Consider the following 16,733-nt stretch of genomic DNA (forward strand, 5'->3'; position numbering starts at 1 on the left):
CCCTGAGGAACCATGGACAGCTCATAAGGTTCTAAGACGATTTATTGAACATGAACGAGAACATTATTATTTGATTAGAACTATGAGACAGAGTTTGAATTTTTAAGTTTTTATATTTCTAAATCAAGCAATAGAGGAATATATTACATAAAGAAAACCTATCTCCAAATTTAATTGATCAATAAGATTAACAGAAGAAAAAGAGAAATTAGGAAAGCATAGAATCTGTTATTACATTATCTGTTTGTAGAATCTTATTCATACTAAATCTTTCTCCTTTTTATTTCGATAACTTTACAAGTCTTAACTTATTTTAGCAGTAAAATATATTGATAAAAGTTGCTCCTTTACTATTAAAAATATAAAATAGTGCATATAGTTCTCTATAGGAGGTATTGAGAAAAAATCCTGTTAATATAATATCTTTTGGCCACAATAAATTAAGGGAGTGTTCCCTACTACTATGATACATACTACAATTGACAATTTGATTCAACACGAAGCGATCTCGCTCTCTATCGATTCATCCGAAACCCTAAATGCTTCTATTGACAAGGTTGTCAACTCCCTTGACAAAACAGTAGAGTTGCTTGCCTAGTCAGGTTCTACTGTATTCATTCTAACCCACAAAGGCCAAGAGTTTTCAGTCTCTTAAATTAATGTTCTACCGACTCGTTCAGGTAACAAAAAGAACCTGAATTGCAGGGATCTAACCTCTCAAAGTTTTATCGACCTCGATTAGTATACTGTACTGGATTCCATGACATATTCGCGTTGTTGGCCGCTAATGCAACAACAGGATACTGGAACTCCGTAGAAATCCTCTCATAAAATTGAAAGTTATCTATCTTGAACCTAACAATCCTTATATAGGTTTGAGAAGTCTATAAATAAACTAAATTAGTATATGGTGAATTGATTGCCAGTGGATAGCAATTATGATACTTTAATTTTCGATCTTGATGGAACATTGCATGATTCTAAAACATTAGTTCTTAAGGTTCATGAGACTTGTGTGACAGAATTGTCCTTTAAAATTAGCAAGGAAATATTTCTAGGGCTTTTTGGTAAACCTATTCATGAGGTTCGAAAAGAATTATCAGTAATATTAACTAATGAACAAATTTCTACATTCCTCGACTGTTATTTTACGAAATTATTAAAGATAGTCAATCAAGGACAAACCTGCCTTTTCCCTGGATCTGTTGAAGTGTTAGATAATTTAAAAGTAGCAGGTTGGAAATTAGCTATTTGCACAAATGTGCATACTCCCTTTATGAAGATTTATCGTGAAATTTTCAACCTTGATAAGTGGTTTTCAGGAGAGGGCACTTCAATCTATTGGTCAGGAAAATCAGAAAAAGAAAATGAAACCAAAGAATGGATGATTCAGCAAATATTAAAAGAATTGGACTCGAAAGCAGCCATAATGGTTGGAGACCGTAAAGTGGATATTGATGCTGCACGGAAAAATAACATCGCAAGTATAGGATGCCTATATGGATTTGGTACAAAAGATGAATTGAAAGAGGCAGATTATTTCATAAATAACATTATAGAATTACCTACATTATTAAATGAAATAAATCTTAGAAAAAAGGTCACATTAGTTTGAAATCCCTTTTTTAAGTTTCTCGATTGTGTAAATAATATCAGTGTCTTCAATATCAGATGAAATATAGAATCGAAGTCCATTTTTTCCTAAAGGAGCAATAAGAATATTTTCTTTCTCCAGAAACTTTAGGAGGGATAATTGATTTACCTCCTTTCCTAAATATGCGAGGACCATATTCGTTTGTACAGCTAAAAGATCTACATTAATACCAGAAATCTCATTAATTTCTTTAGCTAATCGTTTTGCCTTTTGATGATCGATTAAAAGTCGTGAATATAAATTTGGATCTTTTAATGCAACCAATCCACAAGCAGATAACCAACCAATTTTACGCATACCACCACCCAACATTTTTCGAAACCTGATTGCTTTTAGTATAAAATCTTTTGAACCACATAACATTGATCCTACAGGGGCTCCCAAACCTTTCGAAAGAGAGAACATAACTGAATCAACATACTGGCTAAATTCTTTAACAGTCACGCCTGAATAAACTGCTGCATTGAATAACCGTGCTCCATCCAGGTGGATAGGAAGTTGATATTTTTCAGATATTTCTCGGATTTCTTTAAATCGTTCAATAGGAACAACAATACCTCCATATCGATAATGTGTATTCTCGAGGCATATTAAAGACGTTTTTGGATAATGTTGATCATATGGACGTATTGCTGATTCAATTTCTTGAGCTTTTGGAGCTCCATCCTGACTTCTGATTGTTTTCAACATAAGCCCAGCTACTGCTGCTGCACCACCTGTTTCAGAGGTACAGATATGGCTATTTTCCTCTAAAATTACTTCTTCTCCACGTTGAGTATGAGATAACAATGCAACAAGATTTCCCATAACACCACTAGGAAGGAATATTGCGCTCTCCTTACCCAAAATTTTCGCAGCATATTCTTCCAGTTCTAAAGTTTTCGGATCTAAGTTATAAACAGCATCTCCTAAAGGAGATTTGAATGCTACCTCCATCATTTCAATACTTGGAGAAATATTAGTATCTGTTCGAAAATCAATTAGTTTTTGCATCTTCTAAGTCCCTACTAAGAACCAAAAAGAAATAATATAATTCTCGAATTATTTAATCAGGTCTTTTTCAGAAAAAACTTCCTTTGATAGTTTAGGAAATTTACTTGATAAATTTTGCAAAAAAAATGTTTTATGAGGATAGGAATCATTTCATCTGGTTAAAAATTGAATTTGATAGACACTATTTTAGCATTTTTAAAACAATTTAGGTGAAAATACAGTGAGAGAATTTAAAAGTGGAGTAGGTTTAGCAGATATAACTCCACCAGTTGGATTACCAATGATGGGTTATTCTGAAAAAGAAAGAGATGTTGGAAATACTGGTATTCACGACCCATTGTATGCTAAAGCCCTTGTGCTTTCAGATGGAGATTGTAAAATAGCTATTGTCAATTGTGATCTTGCAGGTTTCGATCTTGAGTTATCGCAAAAAATTCAGAATTTAGTTGAATCAAATTCAGATATTCTTGGAAGAAATGTCTTACTTGGCTGTACACATACTCACTGCGGTCCAATAGGAACTATTCAAGATCAACGTTTGGAACCCTTACTCGAACGATTTAAACCTTATTTCTCTTTTGTACAGCATTTACGAGAGGTTTATGCTTGGCAAATTGCTGGAACGGTTATCGAAGCAAATAATAGACTTACAAAGTCAAAAATAGGGACAGAACCAGGAAATTTAAAATCAGGAGCAATTTGTACTAATCGGAATAATCCTGAGGGCCCGATGGATCCAGAGGTCCTAGTTATGAGAACTGATTCTCATCTGATGGCACCACAAGCAATATTAGCGAATTATTCCTGTCACCCTACTGTCATTAGTTACAAATCTATGGAAATTAGTGCTGATTATCCGGGATATGCAATGAAGTTTGTCGAACAGGCATTTCCTGGAACACAAGCTATGTACTCAAATGGGGCTGAAGGAGATATTAGTACTAGGTGGAGTCGACGCGAACAGACATTTAAGGAAGCAGAAAGGATAGGAAGAATTTTTGCGTCAGAGATAATAAAAACTGCTGCTCAGATAGAGACTAAAGAAGAAGTTACAATAAAAGCAATTTCAAAAGAAATTGAACTACCACTGAAAAAATTACCAAATTTAGAAGAGGCTAAAAAAATCGTTGAAGAGAAAACTAAAGAGCTTAATAAGCTAAAACAGGAAGGTGCATCTCATGGTGCATATCGTCGGGCATACACCACCTACCTTGGATCTACATTTCAATTGGAATATGTTAAAGCAGGCGCTCTGAAGTCAATGGGAGGTAAAATTAAAACATTTATTCAAGCATTTTCAGTTAATGATACTGGTATTGTGTCCATACCTGGAGAAATGTTTACTAATCTTCAATTAAAGATTAAAAAGAGTTCCCCCTTTGACAAGACCTTTGTTATTGGACTAGCTAATGATTATATCGGGTACATTCTTGATAGTGAAATTTATGATAAAAATATTTATGAATCATGGACCACAATTTTAGCTAGAAATGCAGGAGATCAATTAACTGACGAATCATTAAAACTATTAGCTTCATTGAATGAATGAAAAATTAATTTCTTTTTTTTAATTTCTTTAGTATATCTGGTAGTTGAAGAATGTCCGTAATGGTATAATCAGCTAATTTGGCTTCGTCTGGTGCAAATCCGTATAAACATCCAATACTAACAAGGTTATTTTCTTTTGCAGCTATAATATCATGTCTATGATCCCCAATGACAACAGCTTGCCTTGTTTTAAAGGATTTTAAGATTTGTTGAATCATCCATCCTTTCGACTTATCAGGGTATAACCCAATCCAATAGAATTCATCAAAATAATCATTGAGGTTATACATTGTTCTGATTTTTTCAAGATAATGTGTTGGAGCATTTGTGCAGATAGCCATATTCCATTTTTCTCCCCTAAGTTGCCTCAGAACCTGTACTGTATTTGGAAATAAAGCACCTTCTTCCATTCCAACTTGCTTAATAAATTCCTGTTCTACACAATCAAGGAGAATATCAGCATTTTTTCTTCCAAATTCTAATGCTAAATTCTCTGAAAACTCTGAATTACTTGTCCCAATTTGTTTCACGACAAAAAGTATGTCATCCTCAGTAAAATCTGTATTCCATGTATCATTTAGTCTTTTGAAACATTTTCTATATACTGGAAAGATAAATCGGCTAGTATCAATCAGAGTTCCGTCTAAATCAAAAATTAAGGTATTTAGCTGACTTTCTTCTGACATAAATGAACCTCTAAAGTGTAAAAATTTTAATTAACATAAATGATTCATGGATATCAACTAAAGATATAGTTTTGAGATTAGATGTGAATACGTGGAGAAATAATTTGAATTTCAAAGCTTATCAATGATTTCGTTTACACTAGCCCCTTCATGAACAATTTTACAGGCAGCTTCTATCATTTTTCTTGGGTTCTTCCTTTGCCAAAGATTTCGACCAATACATATTCCAGCGCCTCCTCCTTTCATCGCTCCTTCTATTGTTAACATTACATCCTTATCAGTACCCATTGTTTCCCCACCTGCGATTACAACAGGAACAAGTGCCGTTGAAGTCACTTCTCGAAACGTTTCAGGAGAACCTGTATAATTTGTTTTAATCAAATCAGCCCCTAATTCAGATGCTATTCTAGCAACAAATTTAACATTTTCTGAGCTGTATGGATCAACCATTTTTGCTCCTGCTGGTAGAAATTCTCCAAGTAAGGGGATTCCATATTCTTGACATTCTTCATTAACTTTTCCAAATTCACTAATACCCTCTAAATCATACAGTCCTCCAATGTTTACCGTAAATGCGATGGCATCAATACCTAATTTAATTACATTTGAAACTGAGGAAATTACAGGTTCATATGGGAATATTTCACTTTTTACATTAGTATTTGTTATTCTAAGGATGATTGATAATTCTCCAAGGAGGTTTGTAGGAATAAACCGCATAATACCTGGGTTAATAAGAATAGCATCAGCCCCTCCTTCATGAGCAGCTATAATCGTCTTTTCAATGTTTTCAATACCATTAATTGGCCCCATGTATGCTCCATGATCCATAGGAACTATTACGATTTTTTTTGAGGATTTATCAAACAAACGATTTAACCTAATTTTCTTTCCAATCATTTTTCATTTACCTTCTTATTGGAATGCTTTTTTTAAAATTAAATTTAGCAATATGAAGATAATCTTTTTGTTACTAATTCTTAGAATAAAATAATTTTTTTGTGAGAATTAATATCTTTTCTGATGGAAGTTAGTGCAAGAGAGAGAGAAGGAGTAATATCTAAATTTTTTATTTCAAGATTTACTTAAACTGAAAAAGGATTAGGGATATTACAATTCTCCTTTTTTAATGTGCATCATCATTTGTATTGATGTTATATAATATTAAGAAAAAATTGGAATATTATGCTTTTAACAAAAATTTAAAAATTCGGATATGGTAAAATTTTTCTCATCTTGAAAAGGGAGTCATTTTACAGATGAAAATCCAAAATAGAGATTCCCATAATCAAAGCAATACTATATTCGATATAGTACTTCACTTTGGGATTGTGTTTACATTTAGCATAATATCGAGTGGTGTGATCTATATCTGGACTGAATCATTAATAGGGTTTCTTTTTGTAGGTATAACATCATTATTTTGGGGAATTAGCTCAATTTTTATGTCTCGTTTTAACCCCGAAACTGCAAAATACTTTATATATAACAACAAGTGGATTCATCAGGGATATTTTTACATTCTTGATGGTATTATCCTAATTTTATTAAGTGTTATACTTCTTGTTCTACAATAGTCGATTTGAATAAAATATCCCTTTTTTCATATTAATTACAAAAATTAGAGAATTTCTTATTAGTGAATTTTCATTTGTAAATATTTAATTCTAGATAAGAAATTTCAACTTTTATCAACAGAAAACATTTAATAACAAAATATAGCGTGAATTGTGTTCTTTTGCTAAAACAAAAGAACAAAGACAGTCTCGTTTTCTTCATTAAATTTTCGTAGTTCTAACCTCAAAAATGATGAAGAAAACTAAAAGTTGAAATAATACCAAAAATAAGAATATTAGAGGAGTTAACGATATGGATCTTATTCCAACAATTTTGATTTTAATAATAGCTTTTATAGTAGGCATCGAAGGTTGGTTCGGCAGTCCATTTGTATTATGGAGCCCTCTTATTAACTCTACTCTTGTAGGAATTGCCTTAGGTGATCCTGCAGCTGGAGTATATATCGGATCAATTCTTACCGTTGTCTACTTTGGAGTTGTTCAAATTGGTGCCTCTGCTCCCCCTGATCAAAGCGTAGCTGGAATGGTTGGCGCTGCTGTTTTTATCGAAGCAGGTGGAGTAGTTGGTGGAGATTTGACGGTTGGTTTAGCTGTCGCAACAGCTGCTGCAATATTGGGGACATACTTCAACATTGCTACCCAAACAATTAACACTGTTTGGGTTCATCTTGCGGATGGTGCAGCTGAAAAAGGTGCTACTGGAAGAATCCAACTATACAATGCATTAGGATTGCCTGTTTTCGGAACATTTAAAGCAGCTTCTGTAGCTGTTTGGCTAATTCTTGCTGACGATATAATAAACTTCGTGAATGGACTTCCAGCTTGGATATTCAACGGATTGTCCGCAGCTGGTGGTTTGTTGACATGTCTTGGTATTGGTATATTAATTAGCATGATGTGGCGCCGAGATTTAGTTCCATGGTTTATAATTGGATTTACATTTGCATCATATGTCTTTTGGGGAACTGCATTCAATCTTGTTGCAAGTACATTGGCTATCGCTGGTCTGATCGCAGCTTTCTATTGGGCACGAACACAACCAAGTGCTCCAGCTAAAGGAGGTTAAAAAATGGCAGACAAACCTGTTTATCCACTATTTAAATTATTCTGGAGAACCTGGCCTCTACAATGGACACTTAACTATGAACGAATGGAAGCATTAGGCTACTGTTTTGCCATGATTCCTGTTCTACAGAAATTATATAAAGGCGAAGAATTAAATGAATGGTTGAAACTGCACCTTGAGTTTTATAATACAACACCATATACTCATCCTCTCATTCTTGGGATAGATGTTGCACTTGAAGAACAAGGAGCTACAAAAGATACAGTTCGTGCAGTAAAAACTGGATTGATTGGTCCTTTAGCAGGCATTGGAGATGCAGCTTATTGGTTCACCCTAGTACCAATCTGCTTTGGAATTGGTGCAAGCATTGGTAAAGATGGAAACATCCTTGGTCCTATTATTGCTTGGGCACTCTGGATTCCACTTGCTTGGGGTTCAAAATATTGGCTTTTAATACAAGGATACAATTATGGATCAGAAATCGCTACTGCATTGCAAAGCGGCCAGATTGAACAATTCAAAACGATATTGAACGCATTTGGTTTAGGTATGGCTGGAGCTTTGACCGCAATATTTGTAAGTGTTCAAACTCCTTTGAAGCTCTATGGAGAATTCGAAGGAGAGACTGTAGTATTATTCAGCCTGCAGAGTACACTTGATTCATTTATAGGTCCAGCACTATTATCATTGGTGTTTGTCCTGTTTACATTCTGGTTATTGCGGCGTGGATGGTCTGTTCTAAAAGTCTTTGCCATTATCTGGGTTGTCGGTTTAGTTCTCGGTGTTGTGGGAATAATTGGTGGCGGTGGACTACTCGGAGAATTTGATATACCATTCATTGGAAAGCTGAACTAGTACCCCCCCTATAATCTTTTTTTGATTGTAGGGATCTCTCTCCCTTTTTTTTCTTTTATATAAATTAATAAAATTTCTTTATTATCAATTCAGATAGCAGTTTGTGAATTGAGTATGGCGATTGAGCATGATATAACAAATATTGTCTCAAAAACTCACATGTACAAAGAAATTTTTCAACAACCAAATATTATTAACCAAACTCTTCAGAATGCATCTAAATTATTCCCTGATTTCTTAAATCTTTTTGAAAAAAACGATTATAATCTCAGTATCTTTGGTAGTGGGACAAGCTATCATGCTGGAATTGCAGGATCGATAGCTTTTACCAATATAATTGGTAAATATGTCCCAATTGATCATGCTTCTGAATGGATATATCGATATCCACGAAAAGGCCATAATCTGGGTGTTGCAATAGCGATTAGCCAAAGTGGAGAAAGTGGTGATGTAATAAGAGCAGCCCAAAACGCAAAAAGTCAGGGTTTAAAATTAGTATCAGTTACAAATGTTTTAGGATCTACTCTTGATGAATTAGGGGATTTAACTTTTATAACTCCTGCTGGAGAAGAAAAAGCAATTGCTGCCACGAAATCATATACATCTGCATTAGCTCTATTGCTTGAATGGGCAATTAAATTAGGACATGAACACCACATCCAACAAGAGAGTCTTTCTGAAGAATTAAGAAATGTTTCCTATAAAATGGAAAAGATCCTAATCAATTCGGAAAAAAGTATGAAGGAACTTACAGATTACATATCTAATTATAATATTGTATACTTTTTAGGCACAGGATCAAATTTTTCAACAGCACTAGAAGGAGCAATGAAATTAAAGGAAACAGGTAACGTCTATGCTGAAGGATTTGGATTTAGAGAGTTTATGCATGGTCATCTACAACTAGTTTCAGAGGAAACTCCAATTATAATAGTTTTATCAGGAGAAGAAGACCTATCGGTTATAAAATCTGGAATAGAACGATTAGGGAACTTAAAAGGATCCCTTTTTACTATTACTCAAAGTAAAGAACAAAATATAGAAACAACTATAACCCAGAATCAAATGTCACTGGGAGAGTATGTTGACCCATTAATTTCTCCATTAACCCTAGTTCTTCCATTACAGCTCCTAGCATGTTACAATTCCAAGAAGAGAAATTTAAATCCAGATAAACCTACAAAGTTATCAAAAGTCACTTTATAATGAAAAAATAATATCAATCTATTTAATTATTGATAATATATCTAATAGGTTTTTTACCTTCACTCCCGTATATTTTGCCATTTCAGGGATTTCTCTATTCTGATAATAAATAAAATGGATCCCAGCTTTATCACTTGCCAATAAATCAGTATATGAATCTCCAATATAGACACATTCATTTGCTAATACATCAAATCGTTTTAAAGCTTTAAGAAAAAGGTCAGGTTCTGGTTTTGGTTTTTCTCCATTAGTACCAAATATATATTCAAAATAATTGAGTAATCCAAGCTGTTTAATCATTTTTTTCGAAGTTATTTCTGAACCATTTGTTACCACGCCTAATTTATAATTTCTTGTAAATAATTCCTTTACAAGCTTTTCAGCATTAGCAATTGGTTTTAATTTTGGAATCATTTCTTTTTCAAAACATGTGTCTACCATGCTAGTCAATTTGTGAACAAGTTCTGGTGATGGCGTACTCAAACCAGCAATTCCTTCAACCATTTCTCTTGTACTTTTATGAAGTAACTTATTGAATTTCTCTCTAGGAGGATTTATATTAAAATAATCAACAAAAACAGTTGTGACTGCGCCAAACCAAAGGTCTATACTATCAGTTAATACGCCATCCATATCAAATAAAACCAAGGAAATATTGGGGAACATTCTGGGGCACCAACGAGCATCTACATTTTGTATAGAAATTCTCAACATAACTCAAAATAATTTTGTTTTAAGAATGTTAATGATTGAATCTGAAAGAAATCCTTACTAATCTGGATAAACCATTCTCAAAATTCCCCTATTAAATCTAAAATTTTCGCGAAGAAATCCTTTTTAGAAGGTAATTATTGATATATCACGATTTCGATTAAGAGGAAAATACATTGAGTGATAAGAAATGGAAAGTTCCATTTATTCAACCTTTTGTTTCTGATGAAACAAAAAATAGAGTATTAGAAATACTAGAACGTGGGAAAGAAACTGGTTCCTTCACAGTCGGTGTAGAAACTCAAATATTTGAAGAAAATCTAGCAAAATTTTGTAAGGTTAAACATGCAGTTACATTACATTCAGGTACAGAAGCATTATTTGCTGCTCTTATTGCAGCTAAGATCAAACCTGGAGATGAAGTTATAACAACTTCCTTAACATTTATTGCGACAATAGAAGCTATCTGGCAGGTTAATGCAAAACCAGTTTTAGCAGATATTCACCCAGAATACTATACAATTGAACCTGATTTGGTGAAGAAAGCAATTACAAAAAATACTAAAGCAATTATTCCAGTTCATATATATGGACAAGCAGTAGATATGGATCCAATAATGGAGCTTGCAGCTGATCATAATCTTTTTGTTTTAGAAGACGCATGTCAAGCTTTAGGAGGAAGGTATAAAAAAGAAACCATTGGTAGTATTGGGGATGCTGCAGCTCTCAGTTTTCACCCTCAGAAAAATTTAACAGTCTGTGGAGATGGTGGTGCTCTTCTTACAAACCGTACAGAAATTGCTGAAATAGTCGAAATGATAAGGGATCATGGACGCTTACGAAATCAAGGTTATGATCATCGAATATTAGGTTATAATTTTCGGCTAGGAGAGATTAGAGCAGGAATTGCTAATGTTGCCTTACCTCATGTTGAAGGGTGGAATATCAGAAGAAGAGAAATCGCAAAACAATATATGGATGGAATTTCTTCTACTCACACTATTTGTCCTAAAGAAGCACCATACTCCTACCATGTATATGACTATTACGAAATTCAAACCCAGGATAGGGACGGACTTAGAGAAGAATTAACTAAAAAAGGAATTAAAACTGATATTCAGTATCCCAAAGCATGTCATCAACAAGTAGTCTGGGACTATCTAGAAAAATCTAAAATCAATCTTCCAGTTACTGAAAAACTCATCCCAAATATTCTTACACTTCCCTCATTCCCAGATCTTACAGACGAACAAGTATCTTATGTAATTGAAACAATAAATAACTACTATAAGGTTAAATAACTTATAATGATTATAAATCGTTTCGTATTAGCAAAACCAAAAGAATTTATAGTAAAGGAGTTATAACATATGTCTAAATTAAATATTGGTATGTTAGGATATGGATGGATGGCGCGAGTCCACACATTTGGATTAAAAAATATAAATGTAAATATAGATCCTAGTCAATCAATAAATCTTTTAGCTGTAAGTGGACGTACAGAATCCAAATTAAAAGCAATGGCTCAACAATATGGGTACAAGAAATATTTTTTTGATTGGAAGCAAGTTGTTCAAGATCCTGAAACGAACCTTATTGACAATGTTATGCCTCCCAATGTTCATAAAGAGCCTGCAATAATGACCGCAGAGGAAGGAAAAGCTCAGATATGTGAAAAACCGATTGCCCATACAACTCCTGATGCTGTTGAAATGGTAAAGGCTGTGGAAAAAGCGAAGAGCCCAAATATGGTGATGTTTAATTATCGTTATTTACCTGCGATTATGAGGGCAAAAAAATGGGTGGAAGAAGGTAACTTGGGTGAAATTTTTCAATGTAGATTTCTTTATACAAAACAGAGTCATTTAAATCCATTAAGACCTTTTAGCTGGAAAGATGATCCAGTGATCTCTGGTGGGGGAGCTCTTATTGATTTGGGGGTTCATGTTGCTGATTTAGTGAGATATTTAGTCGGTGATGTCATAAGAGTTGTCTCTTCCAATGATCGATGGATTCATTCGAGGCCAGAATCAAAGGGATCAATAATCCAAAAGGAAATAAGAACTGAAGATGCTGCTATTTCAATTTTAAAATTTAAGAAAGGTTATTTAGGAATCTTGGAAGCTAGTAAAACAAGTACAGGACATCCTAATACAGTGAGAATTGAAATTCATGGTTCATTAGGTGCACTAATGTGGAATAGTGAACGAACACATGAATTGTATCTGCATCACCAAGAAGATGGAGAAAACAATTGGCGAGTAGAATATTTACCTTACCCATACGATGATAGCTATGGGAGAATTGGTTTTGGACATGTAAATGCATTGGCTAGCTTTATAACTCAATTAGAGACAAAAAATCCCTCATACCCGAGTTTTAAAGATGGATTAGAAGCTTTGAAAATAATTGAAGCTTCTTATCGTTCTGCCAAAGAAGAAAGGTGGATAAATATTGACTAAAAGACAAAAAATAGACCCATTTGTAATTCAATATGATGAAAAATCAAAAATGCTGAGTTCTTATTCAGTTAAGAATGATAAAAAGTTAAGTGATATTTCAGATTTTTTTTACAATCAACAAGAGGTAAAAATGATATTAGATAGTGGAAAAGATCCCTTAGTGTATACATATCATGACAAAGTCCAACCTGAAATTCCTGGAGAATTTAGTTTTGGTATAACAATTATTTACCCTGGAACGATCGGGGAAGAGTTTTATATGACACGAGGACATTTTCACGGGAAAAATGATGGTGAATTCTATATGGGCCTTGAGGGAGAAGGGATATTAATTTTGGAAGACCAAGACACAAGAAAAGCACAAGCACTATATTTTACAAGAAATTCCCTCCCTTACATCCCTGCTGGTTATGGCCATAGGGTTGTAAATGTTGGAAAAATACCTTTAATCTTTTTAACTGTTGAAGCTGCGGCAGGATCACATGATTATGAAATCATACGGAAAGAAGGATTTGGTGTTTTAGTACTAAAGGATCCCAATTCACAAAAAGGGTATAAAATTACTCCTAATCCTTCCAGAAAGAAAACTTAAGATGGTAATTAAAATGATTGAGATCGGAACGCATGAATTTGAAATAAATCCCAAAATAGGTCAACCTATGGGAGGGTATTGGCGTTATAATAAATTCATTAAAGGAATGCATGATCCAGTTTTTGGAAATATTCTCATCATATCAAGCAATGAATTAACCTACTCTCTAGTTGTTTTAGACGAACTAATTTTAGATAGTAAATTAGTTGAAGAAATGAAGCAGGAAATAGAGAAACGAACAAAAATTCCATTTAAGAATATCACAATACATGTTAATCATACACACAGTACATCAGTGACTGTTCCAGAGCCATCTGATGATGATTACCCTTTCTTACTTCCTGAGGATTGGGATGTCCAAAAAATGCGAAGATTGACAAAAGAAAGAAGGAAGGGATTAGTTAAAATAGTTTCAGCCGCATCTGAGATTGCTTCTCAACAAATGAATCCTGTAAAGATTGGTTATATGGAAGGTCATGCAGAGGATATAGGAAGAAATCGCAATCGACCATTAGATGGACCAGTAGATAATAGTGTACCCGTACTCCGCTTTGAATCGACTATTGGAAATCCTCCAGTTATTTTAGCTAATTTTGGTACTCATCCCACAATTGCACCACCTGAAAATTGTTTAATAAGTGGAGATTTAGTAGGTTCGACAAGAAAAACTGTAAAAGATCTTTTGGGTTACCATACGAAATTTATTTATACAACAGGTGCTGCAGGAGACGTATCAACCCGTTTCACAAGAAAAAGTAGCAGTTTTGCCGAAGTAGACCGTATGGGTCATATCTTAGGTGCTGAAATTGTAAAAACCGCCGAGAGAATTACAACCTTTGAAGAAGAAATTAACTTCCACGTAAAAGCTGAAGAAATCGAATTACCTGTAAGGAAATTACCCTTATTAAATGAAGCAACACAAATATTCCAGCAGGTAAAAAAAGAATTAGAAGATGCTCAGGAAGCAAAAAAAGATCTTGGAGTAATAAAAAAGTTAACAGAAAACTTAGAAGGTGCAAGTGTTCAGAAAAGATTTGCTTCCTTAAGTAAACATGAGAAATTAGCATTTTCAAAGGAAAAATTCTTGGTTCCACTACAGGCTGTTCGTATTGGAGATGTTAAGTTGATTTTCCATCCTTTTGAGCTTTTCTCTGAAATTGCTCTAAACATTAAAGCAAAAAACCCTAAAACTATAGTAATTGGCTATTCAAATAATTGGTTAAGCTACATCCCTACGCAATATGCATTTGATGAAAATTCTTATGAAACTTATATTACTTTAACTACCCCTGGTTCTTATAAAACATTTGAAGATGCAGTTATAAAATTATTAAGAAGCTTTTAGAAATATTCACCTAAAAATAACTTTACTTCTTCATTTTGCTGATTTCATTCATTAATTCATATGATTTATCATCTGGTAACATTTTTGCAGTTAATTTAATTCCCAATTCGTTTAATTTTTCATATGTAGAAATTTGGTTGGGTAAAACCCAAATCCCTCTTCCAATCTTGTAAGCGTCTTTCTGTCCTGACATATTCCCTAAATTAACCTGGGGTAATTTAATATCGTGTTCTACAAGGCCTAAAGCATCTTCAGGGTATTTACAAATTATCATTATATTGTTATCATTCCATTCAGGTTTTTTTAGCTCATTTACAGCATTTTCAATTGTGAGTGTCTTAACCATTATTCCAGATGGGGCTCCCATTGGTACCATTGCAGCTATCATAGGGTTATTTGCAACTTCATCATTTACTACAAAGACGGTATCGGCCTTTACTCGTTTAATCCATGCCATTCCTACTTGACCATGGATTAACCTATCATCAATTCTTACATGAACGATCGCCATTACTCAGATAAACGCTCCTTTATCCATTTTTTAACATCTAGAATGCCTTTATGGCCAGAATTTAATGCTATTGTTTTTAATTCTGCTAGTTTTTTAGCTTTTCTTTGTAATGTTACTTCAAGTAGCATTGGAAGATTAATTCCTGTCACTAATTCTAGATCATCATTATTATATGCCATTTTCCCCGCAACATTAGAAGGAGTCCCTCCAAAGAGATCAAGAAGAATCAACACTCCATCTTCTTTATCACATTTTTTTATTACTTTAATAAATTCGTCTTGAAGAGTTTCAGGACTTACTCCCTCTTCTAAAACCAAGGAAAATACTAATTCTTGTTTTCCAATAATTAATTCCATTGCATTAATTAATCCTTCTGATAATGTTCCGTGAGATGCAATAATTAGACCAATCATTTCTAAACCTTCGTATTAAAATAATATTCTTCATCAATTTTTCAACTTATGGTATCCTAAATTCAATCTACCACTTTTTAAAGGTACAGATTTTGGACTAGCTTGAATAGGATGGTAAAACAATTTTGTAGAAGCGATACAATAACTTTCCATTGCAAGAATTTCAACAAAATCTGTTTGTGAACCATTTTCAACACTTGTGAGTATAGTTTCACAGAGTTCTTGCGATGATCTTCTATAACTCCCTTTACCAAGAATGCTTCCTCGGATACGGAAGGGATTGATCAAATTTTTTTTGTTATCAATTGTCCTAATTCCTTCCTGTTTCCAACCAAGGGTAATTTGATCTCCGAATCCCCATTTACTTTTTAAAAAATGCATTTTTAAAGAAATAAATGCATTTAGTAACTGATAATCTTGAATTTCGTAATTTACTTCAACAAAATTAAGAAATCGAATCATATCAATATTGTACCAGAAACTTAGAGCATATTGAGAATCAATAACAATTAATCGCCTTTTAGTAATCAATAAATGTTGGTTGCCATAGCTGACATTCTTTGGGGAGACAAGAATTATTCTACCAATATATTTGAGATTTTCATCTGCAAACAAGAGTGGAACTGCTTTTTTTGCTATAAAACCAGTTTTATATCTAAGAAAATATGATGATCCATAATTCAATAAATCATCCTTAATTGTCAGTAGTCTTCCTGTAATATCAACATCCTGTTTAACCGATAAATCAAGTGTGTAAACATCTAGTTTGGGAAATCCGTTTTCAATGATCGGAATAATTTCTTTCGCCTGACCAAGTTTAATTGTGATGGAAACCTCGTTATTATTCATTACCTATCTCCTAATAAAGAATAGAATGATTATTAAACAAATTTTTGTTATTTCTTCTGTAAATTTCATCTGAAAAAGATATTCAACTCATTTTGCTTATTCTTTCAAGAGATTAATTGTTCTCACAATGGAATTTAGTGAAATATAAAACTATTGCTTGGATATTTTAATACATTCACAATGTAAACTAGATTGGATGAATCAGGAATAAATTAAATATTCTAAATATTATATCTCCCAGTGGTTAGTATGGCGACTATGAAAC

17 protein-coding genes are annotated in these 16,733 nt (G+C 33.4%); 10 read left to right on the top strand and 7 right to left on the bottom strand.

Going from position 1 to position 16,733, the window contains the following annotated elements:
• Positions 1 to 925: 925 nt before the first annotated feature.
• The gene (locus tag ACWVCY_RS05475; protein WP_455140987.1) at positions 926 to 1,615 is read left to right on the top strand and encodes an HAD family hydrolase; all 690 of its coding nucleotides are present in this window, start codon (positions 926 to 928) and stop codon (positions 1,613 to 1,615) included.
• On the opposite strand, the gene ACWVCY_RS05480 is transcribed toward ACWVCY_RS05475, so the two are convergent.
• Positions 1,607 to 2,647 carry a threonine aldolase family protein gene (locus tag ACWVCY_RS05480; protein WP_455140956.1) on the bottom strand — a complete coding sequence of 347 codons (1,041 nt, stop codon included), beginning with the start codon at positions 2,645 to 2,647 and terminating at the stop codon, positions 1,607 to 1,609. The two genes, ACWVCY_RS05475 and ACWVCY_RS05480, sit on opposite strands and share 9 nt — an antisense overlap.
• A 220-nt stretch (positions 2,648 to 2,867) precedes the next feature.
• Between ACWVCY_RS05480 and ACWVCY_RS05485 the strand changes: the two genes are divergently transcribed.
• Entirely contained in the window at positions 2,868 to 4,196 is a 1,329-nt protein-coding gene (locus tag ACWVCY_RS05485) for a neutral/alkaline non-lysosomal ceramidase N-terminal domain-containing protein (protein WP_455140958.1), read from the top strand.
• A gap of 4 nt (positions 4,197 to 4,200) precedes the next feature.
• On the opposite strand, the gene ACWVCY_RS05490 is transcribed toward ACWVCY_RS05485, so the two are convergent.
• Positions 4,201 to 4,881 carry an HAD family hydrolase gene (locus ACWVCY_RS05490; protein ID WP_455140960.1) on the bottom strand — a complete coding sequence of 227 codons (681 nt, stop codon included), beginning with the start codon at positions 4,879 to 4,881 and terminating at the stop codon, positions 4,201 to 4,203.
• 111 nt (positions 4,882 to 4,992) lie between these two features.
• On the bottom strand, positions 4,993 to 5,781 hold the full coding sequence (locus ACWVCY_RS05495; RefSeq protein ID WP_455140962.1) for a class I fructose-bisphosphate aldolase: 789 nt from the start codon (positions 5,779 to 5,781) through the stop codon (positions 4,993 to 4,995).
• Positions 5,782 to 6,140: 359 nt separating this feature from the next.
• Here ACWVCY_RS05495 and ACWVCY_RS05500 point away from each other — a divergent pair, with 359 nt between their 5' ends.
• The 4 genes from ACWVCY_RS05500 to ACWVCY_RS05515 all read left to right on the top strand — a co-directional run bounded on the left by ACWVCY_RS05500 (position 6,141) and on the right by ACWVCY_RS05515 (position 9,585).
• The gene (locus ACWVCY_RS05500) at positions 6,141 to 6,458 is read left to right on the top strand and encodes a hypothetical protein (RefSeq protein WP_455140964.1); all 318 of its coding nucleotides are present in this window, start codon (positions 6,141 to 6,143) and stop codon (positions 6,456 to 6,458) included.
• 292 nt (positions 6,459 to 6,750) lie between these two features.
• Positions 6,751 to 7,524 (top strand): PTS sugar transporter subunit IIC, encoded by a 774-nt coding sequence (locus tag ACWVCY_RS05505; protein ID WP_455140966.1) that lies wholly within the window; start codon positions 6,751 to 6,753, stop codon positions 7,522 to 7,524.
• Positions 7,525 to 7,527: 3 nt separating this feature from the next.
• Positions 7,528 to 8,379 carry a PTS system mannose/fructose/sorbose family transporter subunit IID gene (locus tag ACWVCY_RS05510; RefSeq protein WP_455140968.1) on the top strand — a complete coding sequence of 284 codons (852 nt, stop codon included), beginning with the start codon at positions 7,528 to 7,530 and terminating at the stop codon, positions 8,377 to 8,379.
• A 114-nt stretch (positions 8,380 to 8,493) separates the two neighbouring features.
• On the top strand, positions 8,494 to 9,585 hold the full coding sequence (locus ACWVCY_RS05515; protein ID WP_455140970.1) for an SIS domain-containing protein: 1,092 nt from the start codon (positions 8,494 to 8,496) through the stop codon (positions 9,583 to 9,585).
• 18 nt (positions 9,586 to 9,603) lie between these two features.
• Here ACWVCY_RS05515 and ACWVCY_RS05520 read toward each other — a convergent pair whose 3' ends face one another.
• Positions 9,604 to 10,251 carry an HAD family hydrolase gene (locus tag ACWVCY_RS05520; protein ID WP_455140972.1) on the bottom strand — a complete coding sequence of 216 codons (648 nt, stop codon included), beginning with the start codon at positions 10,249 to 10,251 and terminating at the stop codon, positions 9,604 to 9,606.
• Between the two features lie 221 nt (positions 10,252 to 10,472).
• Between ACWVCY_RS05520 and ACWVCY_RS05525 the strand changes: the two genes are divergently transcribed.
• The 4 genes from ACWVCY_RS05525 (at position 10,473) to ACWVCY_RS05540 (ending at position 14,695) form a co-directional block, all read left to right on the top strand.
• Positions 10,473 to 11,597 carry a DegT/DnrJ/EryC1/StrS family aminotransferase gene (locus ACWVCY_RS05525; RefSeq protein ID WP_455140973.1) on the top strand — a complete coding sequence of 375 codons (1,125 nt, stop codon included), beginning with the start codon at positions 10,473 to 10,475 and terminating at the stop codon, positions 11,595 to 11,597.
• A gap of 69 nt (positions 11,598 to 11,666) precedes the next feature.
• Positions 11,667 to 12,758: a Gfo/Idh/MocA family protein gene (locus tag ACWVCY_RS05530; protein WP_455140975.1), complete on the top strand. Its 1,092-nt coding sequence runs from the start codon at positions 11,667 to 11,669 to the stop codon at positions 12,756 to 12,758.
• A complete protein-coding gene (locus ACWVCY_RS05535; protein WP_455140978.1) occupies positions 12,751 to 13,350 on the top strand; it encodes a glucose-6-phosphate isomerase family protein in 600 nt (199 codons plus the stop codon). Before ACWVCY_RS05530 ends, ACWVCY_RS05535 begins: the two co-directional genes overlap by 8 nt.
• Positions 13,351 to 13,363: 13 nt before the next feature.
• On the top strand, positions 13,364 to 14,695 hold the full coding sequence (locus ACWVCY_RS05540) for a hypothetical protein (protein ID WP_455140980.1): 1,332 nt from the start codon (positions 13,364 to 13,366) through the stop codon (positions 14,693 to 14,695).
• A 22-nt stretch (positions 14,696 to 14,717) separates the two neighbouring features.
• Here ACWVCY_RS05540 and ACWVCY_RS05545 read toward each other — a convergent pair whose 3' ends face one another.
• The 3 genes from ACWVCY_RS05545 to ACWVCY_RS05555 are packed head-to-tail and all read right to left on the bottom strand — an operon-like array spanning position 14,718 to position 16,468.
• On the bottom strand, positions 14,718 to 15,206 hold the full coding sequence (locus ACWVCY_RS05545; protein WP_455140982.1) for a PTS system mannose/fructose/N-acetylgalactosamine-transporter subunit IIB: 489 nt from the start codon (positions 15,204 to 15,206) through the stop codon (positions 14,718 to 14,720).
• Positions 15,206 to 15,619 carry a PTS sugar transporter subunit IIA gene (locus tag ACWVCY_RS05550; RefSeq protein WP_455140983.1) on the bottom strand — a complete coding sequence of 138 codons (414 nt, stop codon included), beginning with the start codon at positions 15,617 to 15,619 and terminating at the stop codon, positions 15,206 to 15,208. Before ACWVCY_RS05550 ends, ACWVCY_RS05545 begins: the two co-directional genes overlap by 1 nt.
• A gap of 33 nt (positions 15,620 to 15,652) precedes the next feature.
• On the bottom strand, positions 15,653 to 16,468 hold the full coding sequence (locus ACWVCY_RS05555) for a hypothetical protein (protein WP_455140985.1): 816 nt from the start codon (positions 16,466 to 16,468) through the stop codon (positions 15,653 to 15,655).
• Positions 16,469 to 16,733 lie beyond the last annotated feature (265 nt).

Source organism: Candidatus Hodarchaeum mangrovi (genome assembly GCF_975850365.1).

Coding starts and splice junctions, on each gene's coding strand:
- ACWVCY_RS05480 (WP_455140956.1), bottom strand. CDS start 2,647: ATGCAAAAACTAATTGATTTTCGAACAGATACTAATATTTCTCCAAGT.
- ACWVCY_RS05490 (WP_455140960.1), bottom strand. CDS start 4,881: ATGTCAGAAGAAAGTCAGCTAAATACCTTAATTTTTGATTTAGACGGA.
- ACWVCY_RS05495 (WP_455140962.1), bottom strand. CDS start 5,781: ATGATTGGAAAGAAAATTAGGTTAAATCGTTTGTTTGATAAATCCTCA.
- ACWVCY_RS05500 (WP_455140964.1), top strand. CDS start 6,141: ATGAAAATCCAAAATAGAGATTCCCATAATCAAAGCAATACTATATTC.
- ACWVCY_RS05505 (WP_455140966.1), top strand. CDS start 6,751: ATGGATCTTATTCCAACAATTTTGATTTTAATAATAGCTTTTATAGTA.
- ACWVCY_RS05510 (WP_455140968.1), top strand. CDS start 7,528: ATGGCAGACAAACCTGTTTATCCACTATTTAAATTATTCTGGAGAACC.
- ACWVCY_RS05515 (WP_455140970.1), top strand. CDS start 8,494: ATGGCGATTGAGCATGATATAACAAATATTGTCTCAAAAACTCACATG.
- ACWVCY_RS05520 (WP_455140972.1), bottom strand. CDS start 10,251: ATGTTCCCCAATATTTCCTTGGTTTTATTTGATATGGATGGCGTATTA.
- ACWVCY_RS05530 (WP_455140975.1), top strand. CDS start 11,667: ATGTCTAAATTAAATATTGGTATGTTAGGATATGGATGGATGGCGCGA.
- ACWVCY_RS05540 (WP_455140980.1), top strand. CDS start 13,364: ATGATTGAGATCGGAACGCATGAATTTGAAATAAATCCCAAAATAGGT.
- ACWVCY_RS05545 (WP_455140982.1), bottom strand. CDS start 15,206: ATGGCGATCGTTCATGTAAGAATTGATGATAGGTTAATCCATGGTCAA.
- ACWVCY_RS05550 (WP_455140983.1), bottom strand. CDS start 15,619: ATGATTGGTCTAATTATTGCATCTCACGGAACATTATCAGAAGGATTA.
- ACWVCY_RS05555 (WP_455140985.1), bottom strand. CDS start 16,468: ATGAATAATAACGAGGTTTCCATCACAATTAAACTTGGTCAGGCGAAA.